The following is a 17613-nucleotide window of genomic DNA, read 5'->3' as shown; positions in this document are numbered from 1 at the left end:
TGAGGGTTGTGGTGGTACTCGGGAGGGGAAGGTGGGGTGTGGGGGGATCGTTATGCATCAGGTGGGCTCCGTGGGGGCCAAGGGAAGGCGGAGGGTGAACACGGACCCCGCCCCGGGCCCGGGTGAGGTGGCGGTCAAGGTTCCGCCGTGGGCCTCGACCAGCGCACGCGAGATGGTCAGTCCTATGCCGGCGCCGCCGGTGTCGCGGTTACGGGCGGTATCCCCTCGGTAGAAGCGTTCGAAGATGTGGCTCAGCTGCTCGGTCGTCATGCCGTCGCCGGTGTCGGCGACGTCGATGAGGACGGTGTCGGAGCCCTGTTGGGCCGCGCTGATGCGGACCTGTCCCCCGGGTGGGGTGTGGCGCAGGGCATTGGTCAGCAGGTTGCCCATGACCTGGCCGAAGCGTTGCCGGTCGACGATGATCCGGGCGGTGGCGGTGGCGGCCTCGACCTGCAGACCGACCCCTTTGTCGGCGTAGGCTTCCGCCGCGGCGGCGGCTGCGGCGTGGAGCAGTTCGCCGAGGTCTTCTTCGGCCAGGGCCAGGTCGATGCGGTTTTCCTGGGCTCGGGAGACATCGTCGATGTCCTCGATCAGGCGGGTCAGGCGGGTCAGTTGGTCGGCCATGACCGTGTGGGTGGCGAGGTTCCAGTCGACGACACCGTCCTGGAGTCCGTCGAGGTAGACGGCGAGCACGGAGACCGGGGTGCTCATCTCATGGGCCAGGTCCGAGAGCATCTGGCGGCGCAGATCCTCGGTGTGTTCCAGCCGGTCGGCCATGATGTTGAAGGCGCGTGCCAGGGTGGTCACCTCCGGACCGGCGTCCCCCGCGGGGACGCGCACCCGGTAGTTGCCGCCGGCGACGGTGGTGGCCGCGCGCGTCAGGCTCTGCAGGGGGGTGCGCAGCCGGCGAGACAGCCACAGGCTGGCGATCACCGCGCAGATCAAGGCCGTCGGCACGGCAACGGTCAGGGTGATGAGGTTGGCGTCCCGGTAGGCCTGCTCGGCGTGGAACAGCTCCAGCGAGGGGTCGTCCCGGCCGGTCATTAACATGTGGTCGTGGAACAGCGTCGGGCCCACCATCGTGGCCACGGCGGCCGCCACGAGCAGGCTAATGGCCACGACCAACACCTGGGCAGCCAGGAAGCGGGTGGTCAGGCCGGTGTCGGTTCTCATGCCCGCCCCATCCGGTAGCCGACCCCGCGGACGGTGTCGATAAACCCCTGACCGTGGGAATCGGTGCCGAGTTTGCGGCGCAGGTTGCCGATGTGGACATCGACGATGCGTTCATCCCCGACCCAGGTGGTGTCCCACACCTCGGTGACCAGCTCCTGGCGGGTCAGGGCCTGTCCTGGGCGAAGGGCCAGGGCAAGCAACAGCTCGAACTCGGTGCGCGTTAGGTCCACGAGAACGCCCTTGATCCGGACCTCGTGGGCGGTCGGGTTGACGACTAGCTCTCCGACCGCCAGCGGGGTGGCGGGGTGAGCACTTGGGGTCAGGCGGGGGCGGCGCAGCACCGCTCTGACCCGGGTGACCAGCTCTCGGATGCCAAACGGTTTGGTGATGTAGTCATCGGCCCCGATGGTCAACCCGGTGATCTTGTCGTCCTCGCTGCCACGGGCGGTGAGCATGAGGATGTAGCAGTCGGAAAACGCACGGATCCGCCGACAGACCTCCAGCCCGTCGAGGCCCGGCAGCCCCAGATCCAGCACGATGACGTCGGGCTTCCACCGGCGGGCGTCATCGACGGCCTGCAGTCCGGTGTGGGCTTGGGCGGTGTCGAATCCGGCCCGGGCGAGGTAGGTGGCCACCATCTGCGCCAGGGGTTGTTCATCGTCGACGACCAGCACCCGCCCCCGGGGCGTGTCGATGGTCGGTGTGCGGTCAGTCATGGGTCCCAGTATCGCCCCGGCCCGGGGTGATACCACCCTCGGTGGGCGCCCGACAGGGAAATCTTCGTCAAATCTTCAACAATCACCCACCGGACATCTCCTTCCATCCGCTCCACCGGGGACAAGACCCGCGCCCTTCCCTCCGTCGGCGCGGGAGGTGTTACCAGTGGTTTCGTGTCCCTGACCCCGGTACCCGGGCCGGGTAAAAGGGCATCATCCACCCGTGCGGTGTGCTGTATTGGTGGTGATCCAGCCCACCGACTCAACCCCCTTTTCACCGCATTTAAGTCCGTGAACAGGGCTTTTTTATTTCCTGACTAGCGGGCGGGCGTGCTAGAGAAAGGTAGAGCACCACCTCCTCGGGCGGTGTCCTACCACGGTCTTATCACGACCCAAGGAGATTGACGTGAAACGAGTAGCGATCGCCACCGCCGCCCTTGCCCTGACCCTCACCGGGTGCTCGGCAGCCGACTCTGACCCCACCGCCACCGCGGAGGTGAGCCAGCAGAAGTTTTTGACCACTCACGGCCTGGCCGCGATGGACGCCCGGGAGATTATCGACCACCTCGACCAGGAGGCGGTCACCGACCGTCCCACCGACCTGATCGCCTCGGTGCGCACCGATGAGCTGGTGCTCTCCGACGATAACCAGGAAGAGGTTCTCGACCTGCCCCAGGGCTTAAGTTACGTCTCGATTGCGCCGTATGTGACCCAGACCCATGACTGCTTCTACCACAGTCTGACCACCTGTCTGGGCGAGCTTAACAACGAGGACGTCGAGGTCACGATCACCGATGAGACCACCGGGGAGGTCCTGATCGATGAGCAGACCACCACCTTCGACAACGGGTTTGTCGGCTTCTGGATCCCCGATGATGCCACCGGCACCATCGAGATCACCCACCAGGGGCGCACCGGTGTCACCGACTTCTCCACCACCGACGACGGCGCCACCTGCGTCACCGACCTGCGCCTGACCTGATGCCTCAGCAGTGGGCTCCACCTGCGCCTTTCCCCTTTGTCACTCAGACCTGCACCAAGGACGGTTGAACCATGACCAACAGCTTTTCCCGGCGACAGTTTCTTCTCGGCGGTCTCGTACTCGCTGGCACCGGCGCACTGGCCGCCTGCGGACAGGGCAACAGCACCTCGGCCCCTGCCGCGTCCTCCTCGTCGTCATCCTCCTACCCGACTCCCCCGAATCTTCCCGCGCCTTCCGTCCGCAAGAAACTGACCGCCCGACCCATGTCGATCGATATCGGCGGCATCGAGGCGAAAACCTGGGGGTACAGCGCCGAGACCGGTGAGCCCGCCATCGAAACCACTGCCGGGGACGTCCTCCAGGTCGACATCACCAATGAACTGCCCGAGGCCACCTCCATCCACTGGCACGGGATTGCCCTGCATGTTGCCGCCGACGGGGTACCAGGAATGACCCAGCCTCCCATTGAGCCTGGTCAGTCGTTCTCCTATGTGTTCGAAACCCCCCATGGAGGCACCTACTTCTACCACTCCCACAGCGGTCTCCAACTCGATCGTGGTCTGCACGCCCCTCTGATCGTCCGCGACCCGGACGACGCCGACGACCAGGATGTTGAATGGACCATCGTGCTCGACGACTGGCTGGACGGCATCGACGGCAGCAGCCCCGAGAACCAGCTGACCATGCTGACGGGGATGGACATGGGCGGACACGGAAACATGGACATGGGTGGCCACGGCGGGATGGATATGGGTGGTGAGGGGGGCATGATGGCCCACGGCACGCCCGATCCGGCTCTGGGCGGAGATGCCGGTGATGTCATGTATCCGCACTACCTCATCAACGGACGCATTCCCCGGGCGCACCGAACGTTTAATGCCCGACCGGGGGATAAAGCCCGCCTGAGGTTCATCAACGCGGGCGCTGACACCATCTTCAAGGTGGCTCTCGGTGGCCACCGCATGACCGTCACCCACGTCGACGGTTTCCCGGTCCGTCCCCACGACATCGAGTCGTTCTACCTCTCGATGGGTGAGCGCGTCGACGTGGAGGTGGTACTCGGTGATGGTGTCTTTCCCCTGACCGCCCTGGCCGCCGGCAAGGACGACCGGGCGTTTGCCGTCATCCGGACCGCCGCGGGCCAGACCCCCGCACCAGAGACTACCTTCCCCGAACTCACTGCCCCCGGTACCTTCTTGACGTCCTTTGAGCCGGCGGAACGAGCCCTGCTCCCAGCCGGTGACGTGGATAAGGAAACAGAGGTCGAATTGACCGGCCAGATGATGCCCTACCAGTGGGGACTGCGCATCGACGGTGCTGATTCCCCGGGCACAGTCCAAGAAGGCCAACGCCTGCGGATGCGGATGCACAACCCCACGGCCATGCCCCATCCGATGCACCTGCACGGGCATACCTGGGCTCTTCCCGGAAGTAGCGGCCTGCGCAAGGACACTGTCCTCATTCTCCCCGGCGAAACGGTGGACGCGGACTTGATCGCCGATAACCCCGGTGAGTGGGCGTTTCACTGCCACAACGCTTATCACCAGGAAACCGGGATGATGAGTTCCCTGCGGTACGCATAACCCCACAGCATGGTCGGTCGCTGGGGTGGGCCGGGTCGCTGCAGACCTTCCACCGGGCAGCAGTAGGACCTGCTTCGGTGACGTTCTGGTTCTCCGGGATAACCAGAACACCGGTCTCTTCCCCACCGTCCCGGAATAAGGAGATCTAATCCATGTCGAGCACACCCCGCAGGGCCGCCATCGCGGTTGCCGCGGTGCTCACCACCGTGACCCTGACGGCCTGTTCCTCAGGCGACGGTGCCCGAAACGCCGTGGCCGTCGGGGGCACCTTCCAGTTTCACTCCCCCGGCGGCCAGACCGAGATCTTCTACGACGAAGACCAGCGTGCCCCGCTGCCGGATTTCTCCGGCCCCTCCCTGATGGACGAAGGCAAGGAAATCAGCCTCTCCGACTTTGACGGCGAGGTCGTCGTCCTCAACGCCTGGGGCCAGTGGTGCGCACCCTGCCGCGCCGAGGTCGATGACCTGCAGATCGCTCAGGAGACTCTCGAGCCCCTCGGCGGCACCGTGCTGGGCATCAACGTCCGTGACTACAACCCCACCATCGCCCAGGACTTCAAACTCGACAACGGCGTGACCTACCCATCGATCTACGACCCGCCGTTTCGCACCGCCGCGGCCCTGGGCGGGGTGCCGACCTCGGTCATCCCCACCACGATCGTCCTGGACCGGGAACACCGCCCGGCGGCGGTCTTCCTCCGGGAGGTCGACGCCGACGACATCCTCGACGTCGCCCTGCCCCTGGCCCAGGAGGCACCAGCACCATGACCGTTGATGTGATGGCCCAGCTGGCGATCGGTCAGCAATTCGCTGACGCCGCCGCCACCGGACCGCTGCTGATCGGCATCCTCGCCGCCGCGGCCGCCGGCCTGGTCTCGTTTGCCTCCCCGTGCGTGGTGCCGCTGGTGCCTGGCTACATGTCCTATCTGGCCAGTGTGGTCGGTGGTGAGGTCGACTACGACGCTCAACGCGGCCCGGTCGTGGTCAAACGCCAGTGGGCCGTAGCGGGTGCAGCGGCTCTGTTTATCCTCGGTTTCACGGTCATCTTCGTGCTCGCCACGGTCACCGTCTTCGGGACGATCAGCCTGCTGACCCTCAACGCCGAGACCCTCATGCGCATCGGCGGGGTGATCACCATCCTCATGGGCCTGGCGTTTATGGGGATGGTGCCTGCCCTGCAACGTGATACCCGGATGGCGCCGAAGAAGTGGTCGACCTGGCTGGGCGCCCCGCTACTCGGCGGGGTGTTCGCCCTGGGCTGGACCCCGTGCCTGGGACCGACCCTGGCCGCGATCATCTCCGTGTCCGCCGGCACCGAGGGCATGACCGCCATGCGCGGGGTCATCCTCATCATCGGCTACTGCCTGGGGCTCGGTCTGCCGTTTTTGCTCATGGCCTTTGGCTCGGCGCGTGCGATGCGCACGATCGGCTGGCTGCGACAGCATTCCCGCAAAATCCAGATGGTCGGCGGGATACTCATGGTCGCCGTCGGTATCGCCCTGGCCAGTGGAGCGTGGGCGTACTTCATCAACTGGGTGCGCCAGTGGACCGTGGAATACGGCGCCACCTTGATCTAACCCCTGACCGGTCATCCCACCGGTGACCACGACTGCAATCCCCCACCCCGCGGCACCATCCGGTCCTGGCTGCGGCCTGGAATAAGGAACACCTATGACCACCCTGATGCGCACCCTGTGGACGTATCCGAAGAAGGCCTGGCGCTGGCTGACGAGCATGCGCACCGCGCTGGTGCTGCTGTTCGTCCTCGCGATCGCCGCGATCCCCGGTACCGTGTTGCCCCAGCGCAGCCTCAATGAGGGCAATGTCGCCGACTACATCGCCGACAACGGCCGGATCGCGGAGTTCTACGATCAACTCCAGCTGTTCGATGTTTTCGAATCCACCTGGTTCAACGCCATTTTCATGCTGCTGACCCTCTCCCTGATCGGCTGCATCGTGCCCCGGTCCTGGGATCACTACAAGGCGATGAAAACCCCGCCGACGCGTGCCCCGAAACGCCTGGAGCGGCTGCCGCTACACGCCACGGGCACCGTCGACAAGCCGCTGTCCCAGGTGAGTGCCGACGCCCGTGGGCTGCTCAAGCGGTGGAAGGTCGCCGCCTACACCCCCAACCAGGACCGGGCCGGGGTGTTCTCCCTGGCGGCCGAGCGCGGCTACACCCGCGAGTGGGCCAACCTGATCTTCCATCTGTCGCTGGTGGGCATGCTCGTCACGATCGCGGCCGGGCGGATGGTCTACTACGAGGGCATGGTCATCATCGTCACCGAATCCGGCAACTACGAGACCCCACCGATCGAGCAGAGCACCGAGTTCTGCAACACCTCCACCGCCAACTTCGACTCCTTCCGGGCCGGGCCGACCTTCGACGGCACGGGGCTGACCACGTTTTGCTTCGACGCGCATGACTTCGCCGCCGATTACCTGCCCAACGGGCAGGCGGAGATGTTCACCTCGAATATCTCCTACGCGGTCGGCGAGGACATCCTCACACCGAAGGACGAGTGGACCGACTACCAGCTGCAGGTCAACCACCCGCTCCGGGTGGCCGGGGACCGCATCTACCTCATGGGCCACGGCTACGCCCCGACTTTCACCGTCACCTGGCCCAACGGGGAAACCCGGACCCAGACCATCCAGTTCGGACCCGAAGATCCGACCTTCTTCCTGTCATCGGGCGCCATGCGCTTTGACCCACCGGCCGGCATGTACCCGGACATCTTTGAACGCCGTCAGAACCAGATCGCCCTCCAGGGTCTGTTCGCCCCCACCGCCGAGTGGTCCGGGGATAACGGTCAACTGCTGACCTCGGCGTTCCCGGCGATGCGGGATCCAGCAGTGGCCATTGACATCTACCGCGGTGATGCGGGCCTGGACACCGGGCGCTCACAGTCCATCTTCGAACTCGACCCCACCCTGATCGCCAATGGACAGCTGCAAAAGATCGAACGCGTCAACCTGCAGCAAGGCGATGAGGTCACCCTCGATGACGGCACCACGATCACCTTCGACGGGGCCAGTGAATTCGCCAACTTCCAGATCAGCCACGACCCGTTCCAACCCTGGGTGCTGGTGACCACCGTGATCATGCTCGCCTCGCTGATCGGCTCGCTGGTCATCAAGCGCCGACGTATCTGGATCCGCCTGCGCCCCACCGCTGATGGCACAGCCACCCTCGTAGAGATAGGCGGCCTGGCACGTACCGACCGGGCCGGCTGGGGTGGCGAGTTCGACAAGATCCACCGTGAACTGCTCGGGCTGCCCGACCCGGACGACATCGACGAGGAGGTCGAGGAGGACACCCCCGTTCTGGCCACAAGCCCTAGTCAGTAGCACCTGCTTTCAGTTCTAAGGACTTATCCCTTCATGCCCGTTAATCAGACTCTGTCCACCTTCTCCGACACCGCCTTCCAGACCGCGTTCGTGATCTACCTGCTCGCCCTGGTGCTCTCACTGATCTTCTATGTGAAGATCCAGGGTGTCATTGACGCCCGGCGGCTGCGCGAACATATCGCAGAACCCGAACGTGTTGCCGTGCGTGCCGGCGCCAGCACTGCTGAGCTCGCTGACAGTTCCGATGAGGATGCTGCCGCAGATGCCCCACTCACCGATGAACAATTCGCGGCTAAGGAATCCTCCGCCCACAAATTCGGCGGGATGACCCAAGCCCTGGTGTGGGTCGGTGCGACCATCCACCTGATGTCTGTGGTCCTGCGCGGTCTAGCCACCTACCGCTTCCCGCTGGGCAATATGTATGAATACATCTCCATGATCTGCGTGCTGGCGATGATCGCCGCCGCGATCGTCATTCAACACCGCGAATGGCGCAGTGTGTGGCCGTGGCTGCTGGTTCCGGTCCTGATCCTGATGTTCTTCGGAGGAACCAACCTTTACTCAGTCTCTGCCCCGGTCGTGCCCGCCCTGCAGTCCTACTGGCTGCCCGTCCACGTCACCACCGTCTCTCTGGGCGCGGCGATTGGGATCGTCTCTGGTATCGCCTCCCTGCTCTACCTACTGCGCATCTGGCAACCCCAGGGTGGAGAGCAGGGTTTTTTCGGCGCGGTGGCCAAGCCACTTCCCAACGCGAAGAAAATCGACGGACTGGCCTACAAGTCCGCCATCGTCACGCTGCCGGTCCTCGGCCTGGGCATCGTTTTAGGTGCTATCTGGGCGGAAGCCTCCTGGGGCCGGTTCTGGGGCTGGGACCCGAAGGAAACGGCTTCCTTTATCTCCTGGATCCTGTATGCCGCCTACCTGCACGCGCGTGCCACCGCCGGGTGGCGGGACCACAAGGCCGCGTGGATCAACATCCTGGCTTTGGCCACGATGATCTTCAACCTGTTTTTCATCAACCTGGTCGTCTCTGGCCTGCACTCCTACGCTGGCCTGAACTAAAACCGGATTCGTCCACGCCTTGCCCGACACTCCCAGATCCGCTGGGAAAGTACTGAAAGTTGCTGTCACATGACTCGAAGGATTGGGCATATATTCACAACTGAGCAGCAACCCGAAGAAGGCCGTGATCTCCGGTGAGGGCTAGTACTGCAGCAGGCGTGACGGCCTGCCGCCTTTTCCGGGGGATAGCCGGCGATAACTGGCGCAGATTGGCCGGTCCCACCGCGCTCATGATGGGAGCTGCGGTGGTCTGGTGGCTGGCGCTGCCGCCACGCGGTTGGTGGGTGCTGTTCCCGGTGGGCGTGACTATGTTCATGCTGGCTTTGGCAGGTCAACCACTACGTAACCGTTTGTGGCTCGGTGGGTTGGGCGGAGTGGTGCACTACGCTCTTGCTCTGCGCTGGCTCACCGACTTCAACACTGCCGGATACGCTGCTGTTGTTGTCGTTCAGGCGCTACTGTTAATGCTGGTTGCCGCGGTATCGCCTAGCGAGGCGGCTTTTCGCAGCCGCTGGTCGGGCTGGTGGCTGCTCACCCCTGCTGCCCTGGTGTTATTGGAGGCTGTGCAGCACCGGTTCCCGTTCGGCGGTTTCCCGCTGTCCGCTTTCGGATACAGCCAGACCGATGGTCCTTTCATGGCTGCAGCGCCCCTGGGTGGGACTCTCCTGGTGACCGCGTTGGCCGCAGTTGCGGGGGCCGTTGTTACCGCTGTCATCTTCGGGCCGAGACGAGCCCGTGCAGCATCCGTGGTCGCAGTGGTCGTGGTACTCGCGGTACCGGCGTTCGCGCCAACGATCGTAGATGATACGTCAGAAGGCAGCCTTGATGTCGTGCTCGTGCAGGGTGGAGGCCCCCGCGGGCTTCGCGCGGTCAATACCGATCCGTTTGATACGACCCGTCGGCACCTACAGGCTGCCGAAGATATCACCGGGGACCCTGATCTGGTTCTGCTGCCCGAAAACGTCGTCAATATCGACGGCTCAGTCGACGGGACGCGCGTTGATGCAGCTTTCGCTGAACTGGCCAGGCAACTCGACACGAACATCGTCGTCGGAATTACCGAATCCGAGGATCAACATTTCCGGAACGCATCCATAGTGTGGGGACCGGACGGGACCCGGTTAGGACGCTATGAGAAGCATCATCGTGTGCCGTTCGGCGAGTACATCCCTATGCGCAATCTGATTGAACGACTCAGCGAGGACGCACGGTTCATCCCCCGCGACGCCATTGCCGGAGAGGGACCGGCGGTGCTCGATCCCAGCGGGACACCACGATTGGGGATCGTCATTTCTTATGAGGTCTTCTTCGCCGACCGAGTCGCCGATGCTGTTCGCAATGGTGGGCAGCTACTCCTCGCACCGACCAACGCCGCGTCTTTTGTGACCGAGGAAGTACCTGCAATTGAAGTGGCCGCATCTCGGATGCGTGCCCGCGAGTTTGGCCGCACCGTTCTCCAGGCTGCCCCCACCGGGTACTCCGCAGTTATCCAGCCCGACGGCACAGTCTCACAACTCAGTGGCCTAGGCACGAACGAACTGCTGACGGCAACCGTTCCCCTTCATACTGGTTTGACGCCGTATGCGCGCATGGGGGATACGCCCCTGTTGGTTCTCGCGATGCTGGCTCTTGCATGGCCTGCGGTTACCGGCCTCGTCAGCTGGCGCAGGAGAAGGCAGGTTACGGAAGCATCCCACTAAACGTGGATTACGGCACCTGCTCCTCGTTGGCGGGACGCTCGCCGCCCCCATATATGACGAGCACGGACTGCCTCCCCTGTGCCCCGGTCTGCCCTGCCTGGAGAAGCTATCAAGTCTGGGCTGTGTCGGCGATGAGTGAGAAGCGTCTCTGCGGTCTGAGGCGGGTGCCTCACGTCCAGTCACTGCCGCCGGCTCCGGTGTCGGGGCCGGTCCTGGTGAGTGCGGGAAGGTTAGAAGGTGACGCCGTGCTCGGCGAACCAGGGCAACGGGTCGACCGCCCCGCTGCCAGTCGGGTAAAGCTCGAAGTGCAGGTGAGAGCCGGTGGAAAACCCCCGGTTGCCCATGCCCGCGATCTTTTGGCCAGCGGTGACGCGTTCCCCGACGGTGACGTCGAGGGTTTCCATGTGGCCGTAGACGGCAATCGAACCATCATCGTGCTGGATGCGGATCCACTGCCCGAAACCGGAGGCCGGGCCGGAGTCGATCACGGTGCCGCCCATCGCCGCGAGGATCGGGGTGCCCACGCCGTTGGCGATGTCCAGGCCGGCGTGGAGGGTTCCCCAGCGCATGCCGAAACCGGAGGTGAAGGTACCTTCAGCGGGTTTGACCACCGACGGCGCGCGGGCGGCACGGTCGGCCTCGGCCCGCTCGGCGTTGTACTGGAGGGCCTTGTCCAGCTGCTCCTCGACGTTGGCGACCGGTTTGAACTCGGAGATCGCCAGGATCTGCGGCGGTACTTCATCCACGCTCGAGGACAGTGGGGTGTTAGTGCTGGCTAGATCGACATCGACAGTGGCGACTTCCGGAGACGCCGGGGCCGGGGCCGGGGCCTGGAGGGTGGCTGCGGTGGCCCCGCCGATTCCGGCGGAGGAGACCGTGCCGGCAGCCACGGCTACGAGGGCAACCCGCCTCTTGTTCTGCACGGTGGTGATCTCGCGGTGTTTTCCTCGGGTAGCCCGCTGAGCCTTCAGTCGCATTGAATCTTCTTCCGTCGTTTCCCTATATGGGATTGTGACCATTGCGTTATCGTTCCGAGATGAGAATAGCTTTTCAATCAAGGATTCTCTACCTCGATGACCTGCCTGCCTGCATGCCCCCCAGGGAAAACCACACTCGCTTCGACCTTCAGAGGGCGCGATTACCAGCTTTCCGTGACCGTCTAGAAAGGCCCGGTGGCCGGATTCCAACACCACAGACAGCACCAGGTGACGCCCAAAACGAGCTGGTCACAGCCGAGATAGGACAGACCCAGCCTCAAGGAAGCGGGGGCAGGAACTTGAACCGCTCATCAAGCTACCGCGGCCGCTGGAGGTGGGGTGATTTTCTTCATGAAATCTTCATGGTTTAGCCCGTGATTCCAGTTGGGTGGCCCTCTAGGGTCGGGATCAGGGCCGGTCGGCTCGACTGGCCCGTCTTTCCGGATCGAATCGAGAATGGAGCACGACATGACTCATCACGTACGCACCATGCTGGACACACACCCGAAGGACCTGGGCCAGATCGACAAGGACAAACTGGCCGAATGCATCGAAGCCTGCTTCGAGTGCGCCCAGACCTGCACCGCCTGTGCCGACGCCTGCCTGGGCGAGGACATGGTCGCGGAGCTGACCACCTGCATCCGTCTCAACCTCGACTGCGCTGACATCTGTGATGTCACCGGCCGCGTGCTCTCCCGGCAGACCGGCTGGGATGTCAACCTCATCCGCTCCGTCCTGGAGACCTGCCGTGCCGCCTGCCAGGCCTGCGGGGAGGAATGCGCCCGCCACGCTGACATGCACGAGCACTGCAAGGTCTGCGCCGAAGCCTGCCGCCGGTGTGAACAGGCCTGCGCGGAACTGCTCGCCACCCTGGCCTAACCCGACCCATGACCACTAGCCGGCGACGCCTGCCCCGCATCCCGGCCCGACCCGGGCGAGATCAGGGTGCCGAGCATGTCCGCTGTGGCCGACGAGGACATCTCACCTGAGACACCGTCCAACAGGGGTGGCCCTTCGAGTGCTATCGGCCCATGCCGGACTCGAGCGGCCACCCTTTTATCGTCTCCCCACCTCAGAGACGGATCCCCGGCCAGTGCAAGCCCGGCAGAAAAGCCGGTCACCACGCGAGCTCGGCAAACGCCCTGCCGTTCGGGCGAGGTCAAGGCAGCACTGAAGGGCACCGGGCGGTCATGAGCACCCTCCCTACTTGCCCTGATCACTCACACCCTTGATATATACCCCCTATGGGTATAGGGTAGCTATTAACCGAAGGGGCGCCCCCGCTCGGAGGCTACTTCGTCACCTCCAAAAGCATTTCCCAGCGAAAGGACATTCACAATGGCAACCGTCACCAAGAACTACATGGTCGAAGGCATGACCTGCGGCCACTGCAAGGCCTCCGTCGAGGAGGAGGTCGGCGAGGTCGCCGGCGTGAACTCTGTGGAAGCTACCGTCGACAACGGCCGCATGGAGGTTACCGGGGAGGACTTCACCGACGAGGATGTCGCCGCCGCCGTCAAGGAAGCCGGCTACGCCGTCAAACCCTAAGCGCTCCCCCATAAGGCCCGTCCCCCCGCATTGTGTGGCAGCGGGATCGGGCCCTTTCTCCATTCGCGACCCCGCAAGGGACACCCGCCCTTGTTCCATACCGGTAGGGGGTACAGGTTTAGCGGTAGTGGGCGGCGGGGAATGCTGCCTAATCCAGACAATAAACACCGATGTGCTCTCAATGAGGACTGATAACTGATGACCCAGACGCAACCAGCGGTCGATCTGCTCCAGATCGACCTCGGCGTGACCGGCATGACGTGCACTTCGTGTTCGTCGCGGGTGGAACGCAAGCTCAACAAGCTCGATGGTGCGGAGGCGAGCGTCAACTTCGCCACCGAGTCGGCTTCTGTGAGCTACGACCCGAACAAGGTCGACCCGGACAAGCTCATCGAGACCGTCAAGGCCACCGGTTACGGTGCCTTCACCATGGCCGGTGCTGACGACACCCCGGCAGACACCGGGGATGACGGGGACCCCGCATCGCCGGCCTCAGAGGGCTCCGGGGCACAGGGCCAGGTGGATGCGGCCCGCGAGCATGAGGCCGCTGACCTGAAGAAGCGCCTGATCATCTCCGCGATCCTCACCGTGCCGATCGTCCTACTGAGCATGATCCCCGCATTGCAGTTCACCCACTGGCAGTGGGCCGTGCTCACGATGACCACCCCGGTGTTCTTCTGGGGCGGCGCCCCCTTCCACAGGGCCACCCTGGTCAACCTGCGCCACGGTGCGTTCACCATGGACACGCTGATCACACTCGGCACAACGGCGGCCTACCTGTGGTCGTTGTGGGCGCTGTTCATCGGTAACGCCGGTATGCCGGGCGTGACGATGGAAATGCACCTGCTGCCGACAAACTCCACAATGGACGAGATCTACCTGGAGACCGCCGCGGTGGTGATTTCCTTCCTGCTGCTGGGCCGGTGGTTTGAGACCAAGGCCAAGGGCCAGTCCTCCGCGGCGCTGCGCGCCCTGCTTGATATGGGTGCCAAGGACGCCGCCGTCATCCGCGACGGTGCGGAGGTTCGCGTGCCGGTGGGCCAGCTGAAGGTCGGGGATGTCTTCGTCGTCCGCCCGGGTGAGAAGATCGCCACCGACGGCCGTGTCACCGAAGGTACCTCCGCCATCGACGAGTCCATGCTCACCGGTGAGTCCGTGCCCGTGGAGGCCACCGCAGGCTCCACGGTCACCGGGGCGACCCTGAACACCTCGGGCCGGCTGCTGGTGGAGGTCACCCGCACCGGTGCCGAGACCACCCTGGCGCAGATGGCCCGGCTGGTCACCGACGCCCAGGCGAAGAAGGCCCCGGTCCAGCGCCTGGTCGACCGGATCTCCCAGATCTTTGTGCCCGTCGTCATCGTCGTGGCCGTTCTTACCCTGTTGGTCCACGTCTTCCTTGGCCACGGCTTGGCTCCGGCGTTCACCGCCGCGGTCGCCGTGCTGATCATCGCCTGCCCGTGTGCGCTCGGCCTGGCCACCCCGACCGCCCTGCTCGTGGGCACCGGCCGGGGTGCCCAGCTGGGTCTGCTGATCAAGGGCCCGGAAGTGCTGGAATCGACCAAGAAGGTCGACACCATTGTCATGGACAAAACCGGCACCGTCACCTCCGGCGTCATGTCCGTCACGGGGGTGACCCCCGGCGAGGGCTTCGACGCCGAGGACGTGCTGGCCAAGGCCGCGGCCGTCGAAGCCGCCTCCGAGCACCCCATCGCCCAGGCCATCGCCCGCGAGGGTGAGCGCACCAGGGCGCTGCCCGAGGTCACCGGCTTTACCAACACCGCCGGCCGGGGCGTGACCGGCACCGTCGACGGGCACACCGTCACCGTCGGCCGCCCTGCCGGCGACCTGCCCGCACCCCTGCAGTCCGCCTTCACCGACGCCCAGGACCTGGGAGGCACCCCGGTGGTCATCCAGATCAACGGCCGCAACGCCGGGGTGATCACTGTCCGTGACACCGTCAAGCCGACCTCCGCCGAGGCCGTCGCCGGACTGCGGAAGCTGGGCCTGACCCCGATGCTGCTGACCGGAGACAACGCCGGCGCAGCGAAGGCGGTGGCCGCGGAGGTCGGCATCGACGCGGACCACGTGATCGCCGAGGTCATGCCGGACGACAAGGTCAGCGCCGTCGAGCAGCTCCAGAACGACGGCCGGCGCGTGGCCATGGTCGGCGACGGGGTCAACGACGCCGCCGCGCTCGCCCAGGCCGACCTGGGCCTGGCCATGGGCGCGGGCACGGATGTGGCCATCGAGGCCTCCGACATCACCCTGATGAACAACGACCTGCGCTCCACGGTCGACGCCATCCGACTGTCACGTCGCACCCTGGGCACCATCAAGGGCAACCTGTTCTGGGCGTTTGCCTACAATGTGGCACTCATCCCGGTCGCCGCCCTAGGCCTGCTCAACCCGATGCTCGCGGGTATCGCCATGGCGTTCTCCTCCGTGTTCGTCGTCTCCAACTCCCTGCGCCTGCGCGGATTCACATCCAGCCACAGTGCGGCAACCCCCGCACCGACCACGACTGAGGCCGGCACCAGGCAGCCGGCCAACGCCTGACCCCCATCCCCTTCTACCGATAAGGACACCCACCCCATGTCTAACCCCTCTTGCGGCTGCGGCCACTCCGACAACACCCAGACCTCCGCTCCGGAGTCCCTGACCCTCACCTCTACCCCGGCAAACGCCGAGGGCACCATCGGCGAGACGGCCGAATGCCCCGTCATGGCCGGCACCCCGGTCATCAAGGCCGAGGCAGAAGCCAAGGGCCTCTACCGTGACTACGAGGGCCAGCGTTACTGGCTCTGCTGCCCCGGCTGCGGCCCGAAGTTTGACGCCAACCCCGCCCAGTACGCCCACGCAGGCTGATATCTGCCGACCATCCAGCAGGATAACGTCATGGGGCGTGGTGGCCGCCAGGTCACCACGCCCTGTTCCACACCCTCGGGCCTGTCCTCCTGATCGAACTGCGCACTGACCCAGGACGTACCGGCCCACCCCTTTTAGCAAGGAGACCATCATGGATGCCCTCACCCCTGATCAGACCGTTCCCGCCGACGATGCGTCAGGCACCTGCTACCCCACCCACGGTTATATCAACGACAAGGACCGCTACCTCGCCCGCCTCAAGCGCATCGAGGGCCAGGTCCGGGGTCTTCACCGCATGGTCGACGAGGAGCAGTACTGCATCGACATCCTCACCCAGGTCTCCGCGGTCAACTCCGCGCTGCGCAACGTTGCCCTAGGCCTGCTGGATGACCACATGAAGCATTGTGTGCGCGACGCCGCCCAGCTGGGAGGCGAGGAGGCGGATGCGAAGTTCCAGGAAGTCACCGACGCCATCGCCCGCTTCGCCCGCTCCTAACCACAACGGCAACCGAACCGGGCGAACGAACTCACTCGCCACCGCCGCTCACCACAGAGGAACGTGCCCCACGTCGCAGGAACAACCAGCGACAAGATGAGGTGGCCGGCCATGTGCGCCGAGAAACTGGCGGGCATGTTCAGCCCTATCCTGGAACACATGGGCCTGACCCCCGTTTAGGACGTGTTACGAAAGTCGTTTGAGCCAGCGGTCGATGTTCGCAATCTGGACGACTGCCTGGAACCGGACGGCGAGTTTGTCGTAGCGGGTGGCCACCGCCCGGTTGTGTTTGAGGGCGTTGAAGCAGCGTTCGACGACGTTACGGCCCTTATACGCCTCAGAGTCGAAGGTCGGTGGCCGTCCACCGGCGGATCCTTTGGCCTTTCGATTGGCGGCCTGGTCCTTTTTGACCGGGATCGTGGTCGTGATGTTTCGGCACCGCAGATAGGACCGGTTTGCCTGTGAGGAGTAGGCCTTGTCCGCCAGTACCCGATTGGGCCGGCTGCGGGGTCGACCGGGCCCGGGGCGGGCCACCTGGATCCGGTCGAGGACTTCGGTCAGCTGCGGGGCATCGCCGGCCTGTCCGGCGGTCACCGTGAATGACACTGCTTGTAGGTGCTGGTCACAGGCGAGATGAATCTTGGTGGAGAACCCGCCCCTCGACCGGCCGAGGGCATGGTTGTCCGGTTCACCGTCGAGGCGCTCAGAGGAATCTCGCCGTGCCCCGGCGGCGTGGATATGCGCCCGGGCGGTGGTGGAGTCGACGGAGATGTCCCATCCGAGGTGTCCCTGGCCATCGGCCCAGGACTGGAGTTCGGCCTCGATACGCGACCAGATACCGGATAGTTGCCAGGTACGGAACAGGGCGTAGACCCGCCACCAGGGCCCGTAGCAGTCAGGCACATCCCGCCAGGGAACGCCGGTCCGGATGCGGTGTTTGATGCCGTTGATCAGATCCCGCAGGCCGTAGCGCCGAGGCCGGCCGCACCGGGAAGGGGCTGGTAGCAACGGTTTCAGCAGATTCCATTGGGCGTCGGTGAGATCGTGACGGGTGTGGGCGTCTACGGTGGGGATAAGGCCTCCTGTGTCCGGCGTGGTGAGTTCGCACCTTCCTCGCTACACCGGAGGCCGCCCTCATTTCCACCCCTCACGCCGACCCCG

The 17613-nt window shown here is 64.8% G+C and carries 16 protein-coding genes; 12 read left to right on the top strand and 4 right to left on the bottom strand.

Annotation, left to right across the window (positions count from 1 at the left end):
* Nucleotides 1-57 precede the first annotated feature (57 nt).
* The gene (locus A605_RS14630) at nucleotides 58-1173 is read right to left on the bottom strand and encodes a sensor histidine kinase (RefSeq protein WP_015402284.1); all 1116 of its coding nucleotides are present in this window, start codon (nucleotides 1171-1173) and stop codon (nucleotides 58-60) included.
* Complete coding sequence (locus A605_RS14625; RefSeq protein WP_015402283.1) at nucleotides 1170-1889, bottom strand: response regulator transcription factor; 720 nt, start codon at nucleotides 1887-1889, stop codon at nucleotides 1170-1172. The genes A605_RS14630 and A605_RS14625 overlap by 4 nt, the downstream gene beginning before the upstream one ends.
* Before the next feature lie 406 nt (nucleotides 1890-2295).
* On the opposite strand from A605_RS14625, the gene A605_RS14620 reads away from it, so the two are divergent.
* From A605_RS14620 to lnt, 7 genes are all read left to right on the top strand, one after another.
* Nucleotides 2296-2871, top strand: coding sequence for a CueP family metal-binding protein (locus A605_RS14620; protein WP_015402282.1), 576 nt, complete (start codon nucleotides 2296-2298; stop codon nucleotides 2869-2871).
* A 71-nt stretch (nucleotides 2872-2942) separates the two neighbouring features.
* Nucleotides 2943-4454 carry a multicopper oxidase family protein gene (locus tag A605_RS14615; protein ID WP_027004539.1) on the top strand — a complete coding sequence of 504 codons (1512 nt, stop codon included), beginning with the start codon at nucleotides 2943-2945 and terminating at the stop codon, nucleotides 4452-4454.
* 152 nt (nucleotides 4455-4606) lie between these two features.
* A complete protein-coding gene (locus A605_RS14610) occupies nucleotides 4607-5221 on the top strand; it encodes a TlpA family protein disulfide reductase (protein WP_015402280.1) in 615 nt (204 codons plus the stop codon).
* Nucleotides 5218-6030 carry a cytochrome c biogenesis CcdA family protein gene (locus A605_RS14605; RefSeq protein WP_015402279.1) on the top strand — a complete coding sequence of 271 codons (813 nt, stop codon included), beginning with the start codon at nucleotides 5218-5220 and terminating at the stop codon, nucleotides 6028-6030. The genes A605_RS14610 and A605_RS14605 overlap by 4 nt, the downstream gene beginning before the upstream one ends.
* Before the next feature lie 94 nt (nucleotides 6031-6124).
* On the top strand, nucleotides 6125-7804 hold the full coding sequence (resB, locus tag A605_RS14600; RefSeq protein ID WP_015402278.1) for a cytochrome c biogenesis protein ResB: 1680 nt from the start codon (nucleotides 6125-6127) through the stop codon (nucleotides 7802-7804).
* 33 nt (nucleotides 7805-7837) lie between these two features.
* Nucleotides 7838-8866 (top strand): c-type cytochrome biogenesis protein CcsB, encoded by a 1029-nt coding sequence (gene ccsB / locus A605_RS14595; RefSeq protein ID WP_015402277.1) that lies wholly within the window; start codon nucleotides 7838-7840, stop codon nucleotides 8864-8866.
* A gap of 209 nt (nucleotides 8867-9075) precedes the next feature.
* Entirely contained in the window at nucleotides 9076-10566 is a 1491-nt protein-coding gene (gene lnt, locus A605_RS14590) for an apolipoprotein N-acyltransferase (protein WP_244429057.1), read from the top strand.
* A 230-nt stretch (nucleotides 10567-10796) separates the two neighbouring features.
* Here lnt and A605_RS14585 read toward each other — a convergent pair whose 3' ends face one another.
* Complete coding sequence (locus tag A605_RS14585; RefSeq protein WP_027004542.1) at nucleotides 10797-11543, bottom strand: M23 family metallopeptidase; 747 nt, start codon at nucleotides 11541-11543, stop codon at nucleotides 10797-10799.
* Nucleotides 11544-12011: 468 nt separating this feature from the next.
* Between A605_RS14585 and A605_RS14580 the strand changes: the two genes are divergently transcribed.
* The 5 genes from A605_RS14580 (at nucleotide 12012) to A605_RS14560 (ending at nucleotide 16452) form a co-directional block, all read left to right on the top strand.
* Nucleotides 12012-12422, top strand: a complete 411-nt coding sequence (locus A605_RS14580) for a four-helix bundle copper-binding protein (RefSeq protein ID WP_034991189.1) — start codon at nucleotides 12012-12014, stop codon at nucleotides 12420-12422.
* Between the two features lie 459 nt (nucleotides 12423-12881).
* Nucleotides 12882-13091, top strand: a complete 210-nt coding sequence (locus A605_RS14575; protein ID WP_015402273.1) for a heavy-metal-associated domain-containing protein — start codon at nucleotides 12882-12884, stop codon at nucleotides 13089-13091.
* Nucleotides 13092-13289: 198 nt separating this feature from the next.
* The gene (locus A605_RS14570; protein ID WP_015402272.1) at nucleotides 13290-15647 is read left to right on the top strand and encodes a heavy metal translocating P-type ATPase; all 2358 of its coding nucleotides are present in this window, start codon (nucleotides 13290-13292) and stop codon (nucleotides 15645-15647) included.
* A gap of 36 nt (nucleotides 15648-15683) precedes the next feature.
* A complete protein-coding gene (locus tag A605_RS14565) occupies nucleotides 15684-15956 on the top strand; it encodes a YHS domain-containing protein (protein WP_015402271.1) in 273 nt (90 codons plus the stop codon).
* Between the two features lie 151 nt (nucleotides 15957-16107).
* Nucleotides 16108-16452: a metal-sensitive transcriptional regulator gene (locus A605_RS14560; RefSeq protein ID WP_015402270.1), complete on the top strand. Its 345-nt coding sequence runs from the start codon at nucleotides 16108-16110 to the stop codon at nucleotides 16450-16452.
* Between the two features lie 186 nt (nucleotides 16453-16638).
* Here the strand turns inward: A605_RS14560 and A605_RS14555 are convergent, their stop codons facing one another.
* Nucleotides 16639-17526, bottom strand: a complete 888-nt coding sequence (locus A605_RS14555) for an IS5 family transposase (RefSeq protein ID WP_027004543.1) — start codon at nucleotides 17524-17526, stop codon at nucleotides 16639-16641.
* Nucleotides 17527-17613: the final 87 nt, after the last annotated feature.

Source organism: Corynebacterium halotolerans YIM 70093 = DSM 44683 (assembly GCF_000341345.1).
Lineage (GTDB): Bacteria > Actinomycetota > Actinomycetes > Mycobacteriales > Mycobacteriaceae > Corynebacterium > Corynebacterium halotolerans.
Note: the sequence above shows the minus strand (reverse complement) of the source record. Positions and strands in the feature narration are given on the sequence as shown.

Excerpts from the sequence above, each read along its gene's own strand:
- A605_RS14630 (WP_015402284.1), bottom strand. The coding sequence starts at position 1,173 with ATGAGAACCGACACCGGCCTGACCACCCGCTTCCTGGCTGCCCAGGTG.
- A605_RS14625 (WP_015402283.1), bottom strand. The coding sequence starts at position 1,889 with ATGACTGACCGCACACCGACCATCGACACGCCCCGGGGGCGGGTGCTG.
- A605_RS14615 (WP_027004539.1), top strand. The coding sequence starts at position 2,943 with ATGACCAACAGCTTTTCCCGGCGACAGTTTCTTCTCGGCGGTCTCGTA.
- A605_RS14610 (WP_015402280.1), top strand. The coding sequence starts at position 4,607 with ATGTCGAGCACACCCCGCAGGGCCGCCATCGCGGTTGCCGCGGTGCTC.
- A605_RS14605 (WP_015402279.1), top strand. The coding sequence starts at position 5,218 with ATGACCGTTGATGTGATGGCCCAGCTGGCGATCGGTCAGCAATTCGCT.
- resB (WP_015402278.1), top strand. The coding sequence starts at position 6,125 with ATGACCACCCTGATGCGCACCCTGTGGACGTATCCGAAGAAGGCCTGG.
- ccsB (WP_015402277.1), top strand. The coding sequence starts at position 7,838 with ATGCCCGTTAATCAGACTCTGTCCACCTTCTCCGACACCGCCTTCCAG.
- A605_RS14585 (WP_027004542.1), bottom strand. The coding sequence starts at position 11,543 with ATGCGACTGAAGGCTCAGCGGGCTACCCGAGGAAAACACCGCGAGATC.
- A605_RS14580 (WP_034991189.1), top strand. The coding sequence starts at position 12,012 with ATGACTCATCACGTACGCACCATGCTGGACACACACCCGAAGGACCTG.
- A605_RS14575 (WP_015402273.1), top strand. The coding sequence starts at position 12,882 with ATGGCAACCGTCACCAAGAACTACATGGTCGAAGGCATGACCTGCGGC.
- A605_RS14570 (WP_015402272.1), top strand. The coding sequence starts at position 13,290 with ATGACCCAGACGCAACCAGCGGTCGATCTGCTCCAGATCGACCTCGGC.
- A605_RS14565 (WP_015402271.1), top strand. The coding sequence starts at position 15,684 with ATGTCTAACCCCTCTTGCGGCTGCGGCCACTCCGACAACACCCAGACC.
- A605_RS14560 (WP_015402270.1), top strand. The coding sequence starts at position 16,108 with ATGGATGCCCTCACCCCTGATCAGACCGTTCCCGCCGACGATGCGTCA.